3 protein-coding genes are annotated in these 2,972 nt (G+C 73.2%); 2 read left to right on the forward strand and 1 reads right to left on the reverse strand.

The window, feature by feature from the left end; genetic code table 11:
- A partial coding sequence (locus D471_RS0110790; protein ID WP_026127604.1) for a molybdopterin-dependent oxidoreductase occupies positions 1-1,010 on the reverse strand: 1,010 nt, incomplete at its 3' end.
- 168 nt (positions 1,011-1,178) lie between these two features.
- On the opposite strand from D471_RS0110790, the gene D471_RS0110795 reads away from it, so the two are divergent.
- A complete protein-coding gene (locus D471_RS0110795; protein WP_017598633.1) occupies positions 1,179-2,126 on the forward strand; it encodes an HpcH/HpaI aldolase/citrate lyase family protein in 948 nt (315 codons plus the stop codon).
- Positions 2,127-2,316: 190 nt separating this feature from the next.
- A partial coding sequence (locus tag D471_RS0110800; RefSeq protein ID WP_017598634.1) for a response regulator transcription factor occupies positions 2,317-2,972 on the forward strand: 656 nt, incomplete at its 3' end.

The following is a 2,972-nucleotide window of genomic DNA, read 5'->3' on the forward strand; positions in this document are numbered from 1 at the left end:
CGGGCGCGCTGCACCGACCAGCCCACGTTGACCAGCGTCCGCCGCGCGGCCATCCGCCGTGCCAGACCCCTCAGCCGCTCGGCCGGGACCCCGCTGATCGCCTCCGCCCACTCGGGGGTGCGCGCCGTCCCGCCGGGCCGCCCGCGTTCGTCGCGCTCGCCCATGACGTAGGCGCGCAGCCGGTCGGCGCCCACCGTGTACCGGTCGAGGAAGCCGGTGTCGGCCAGCCCCTCGTCGAACAGCACGTGCATGAGGGCGAGCAGCACCGCGGTGTCGGTGCCCGGGGCGACCGGCACCCACTCGGCCCGAACACCCTTGTCCGTGTCGTCGGCCAGCGGCGACACCGACACGAACTCCACGCCCGCGTCGGCGGCCTCGCGCATCGCGGGACCGGCGGTCTGGGCGGCACGGCCACCGGACGACGTCCACGTGTTGGACACCCGCAGACCGCCGAAGGTCACCAGCAGCTCCGTGTGTCTGCGGATCTGGGTCCACGCGGGGGCGCGGTGCAGCAGTCTGTTGGCCGCCGGGGTGCCCAGCAGCCGGGGCATGAGCACCTCCACGGCCCCGTGGCTGTAGGTCGTCCGCGAGCGCGTGTACCCGCCGATCGTGTTGAGGAACCGGTGCAGCTGGCTCTGCGCGTGGTGCACGCGGCCCGCGCTGCCCCAGCCGTAGGAGCCGCCGTAGATCGCGGCGTTGCCGTGCTCGGCGCGCACCCGGTCCAGCTCGCGCGCCAGCAGGTCCAGGGCGGTGTCCCACCCCACCTCGACGTACTCGTCCTCCGGGTCGCCCCGGCGCGGGTCCGGCCCCGGGCCGTGGTCGAGCCACCGGCGGCGCACGGCGGGCCGCGCCACCCGCGAGGCGTGGTGCTGCGCCTCGGGGGTGTTGCCCATGACCGGGGACGGCGCCGGGTCGTCCGGGTCCGGTCGCACCCCCACCACACGGCCGTCGTCGACGACGACCTGGTAGCTGCCCCAGTGGGCGCTGGTCGGGTACCGCGTGGCGGACATGGTCACTCCCGGTCCTTCGTGCTCTCACGGGGCGCGTCGGCCCCCCGGACCACACCCTACGCACCGCGCGGTGCGATGATGAGCCCCGCGCCCCGGCACAGGGCGGGGCGACGCCACACGGCGCGACGCCGGTGGCGGCACGGACGGGTGAGCGGAGTGGGAACGGCGATGGGCGAACTCAGGTCGCGGCGGTCGGTACTCGCGGTACCGGGGTCCAACCCCCGGTTCGTGGAGAAGGCGCGGGGACTGGACGTGGACGCGTTCTTCCTGGACCTGGAGGACGCGGTGGCGCCGCTGGAGAAGGCGGCCGCGCGCGAGAACGTCGTGCGGGCGCTCAACGACGGCGGCTGGGACGGGAAGCTGCGCTCGGTGCGCGTCAACGACGTGTCGACCGAGTGGGCCTACCGGGACGTCATCACCGTCGTGGAGGGCGCCGGAGCCGAACTGGACTGCCTCGTGCTGCCCAAGGTCACCTCCCCGCGCGACGTGCACTGGCTCGACACCCTTCTCACCCAGATCGAACGCGCCGTCGGGTTGGAGGTCGGCCGGATCGGCATCGAGGCCCAGATCGAGGACGCGCGTGGCCTGACGGAGGTCGACGCGATCGCCGCCGCGTCTCCCCGCCTGGAGTCCCTCGTCTACGGGCCCGCCGACTTCATGGCCTCGCTCAACATGAAGAGCCTGGTCGTGGGCGAACAGCCGCCCGGGTACGACACCGGCGACGCCTACCACTACGTGCTCATGCGCATCCTCACCGCCGCGCGCGCCCACGGGCTCCAGGCCGTCGACGGCCCCTACCTCCAGATCCGCGACGTGGACGCCTTCCGGCGCTCGGCGGCCCGCACCGCGGCGCTCGGGTTCGACGGCAAGTGGGTCCTGCACCCCCTCCAGGTCGAGGCCGCCAACGAGGTCTACGCCCCCACCCAGGAGGACTACGACCACGCCGAACTCATCCTGGACGCCTACGCCCACGCCACGACGGTCGACCGCCGGGGCGCCGTCATGCTCGGCGACGAGATGCTCGACGAGGCCTCCCGCAAGATGGCGCTCGTCGTGGCGGGCAAGGGAAGGGCCGCCGGACTCCGTCGCACCCGCTCCTTCACTCCCGGGGCCTAGATCCTGTCCCCTGGACGGTCACCCGAGCGGGTGTCGTTCGGGCGCCCGAACACGGTCCGAAGCGAAGCGGAGGACCCGAGAACACCGCCTGACCCCCACCGGGCGCCGGGCGACGCGGGCCCTCCGGCTCCAGACACACCCTCACCGGGCTCTTACCGCCCTCTCACCCGGATACGCGACGATGTTGCCCATGGAAGCCACCTCCGCCGCGGCCACCGTGCTGGTCGCCGACGACGACCGGGCGATCAGGGAGTCACTGGAACGCGCACTCCAACTGGAGGGTTACGAGGTGCGCACGGCGGCGGACGGAGTCCAGGCGCTCGCCTCCGTGCACGCCGAGCCCGTGGACCTGCTCGTCCTCGACGTCATGATGCCCGGTGTCGACGGCCTGGGCGTGACCCGGGTGCTGCGCGCCGAGAACGACCGCACCCCGATCCTCATGCTCACCGCGCGTGTGGAGACCCCCGACCGCGTGGCCGGACTCGACGCGGGCGCCGACGACTACCTCGCCAAACCCTTCGAGCTGGACGAACTCCTCGCGCGGCTGCGGGCCCTGTTGCGCCGGGCCGCCCCCGCCACCGAGGAGGGCGCCGTGGAGGGCCCGCTCCAGGTCGGTGAACTGCGACTCGACCCGCTCGCCCGGCGGGTCTGGCGCGGCGACCGCGAGATCGACCTGTCCAAGACCGAGTTCGACCTCCTGGAACTCCTGGTTCGCAACGAGGGGATCGTCCTCGACCACGCGACGATCTACGACCGCATCTGGGGCTACGACTTCGGACCCGAGTCCAAGAACCTCGCCGTCTACATCAGCTATCTGCGCCGCAAACTGGAGGGCGGCGGGCCGCC

This window comes from Nocardiopsis lucentensis DSM 44048 (assembly GCF_000341125.1).
GTDB classification, from domain to species: Bacteria; Actinomycetota; Actinomycetes; order Streptosporangiales; family Streptosporangiaceae; genus Nocardiopsis; species Nocardiopsis lucentensis.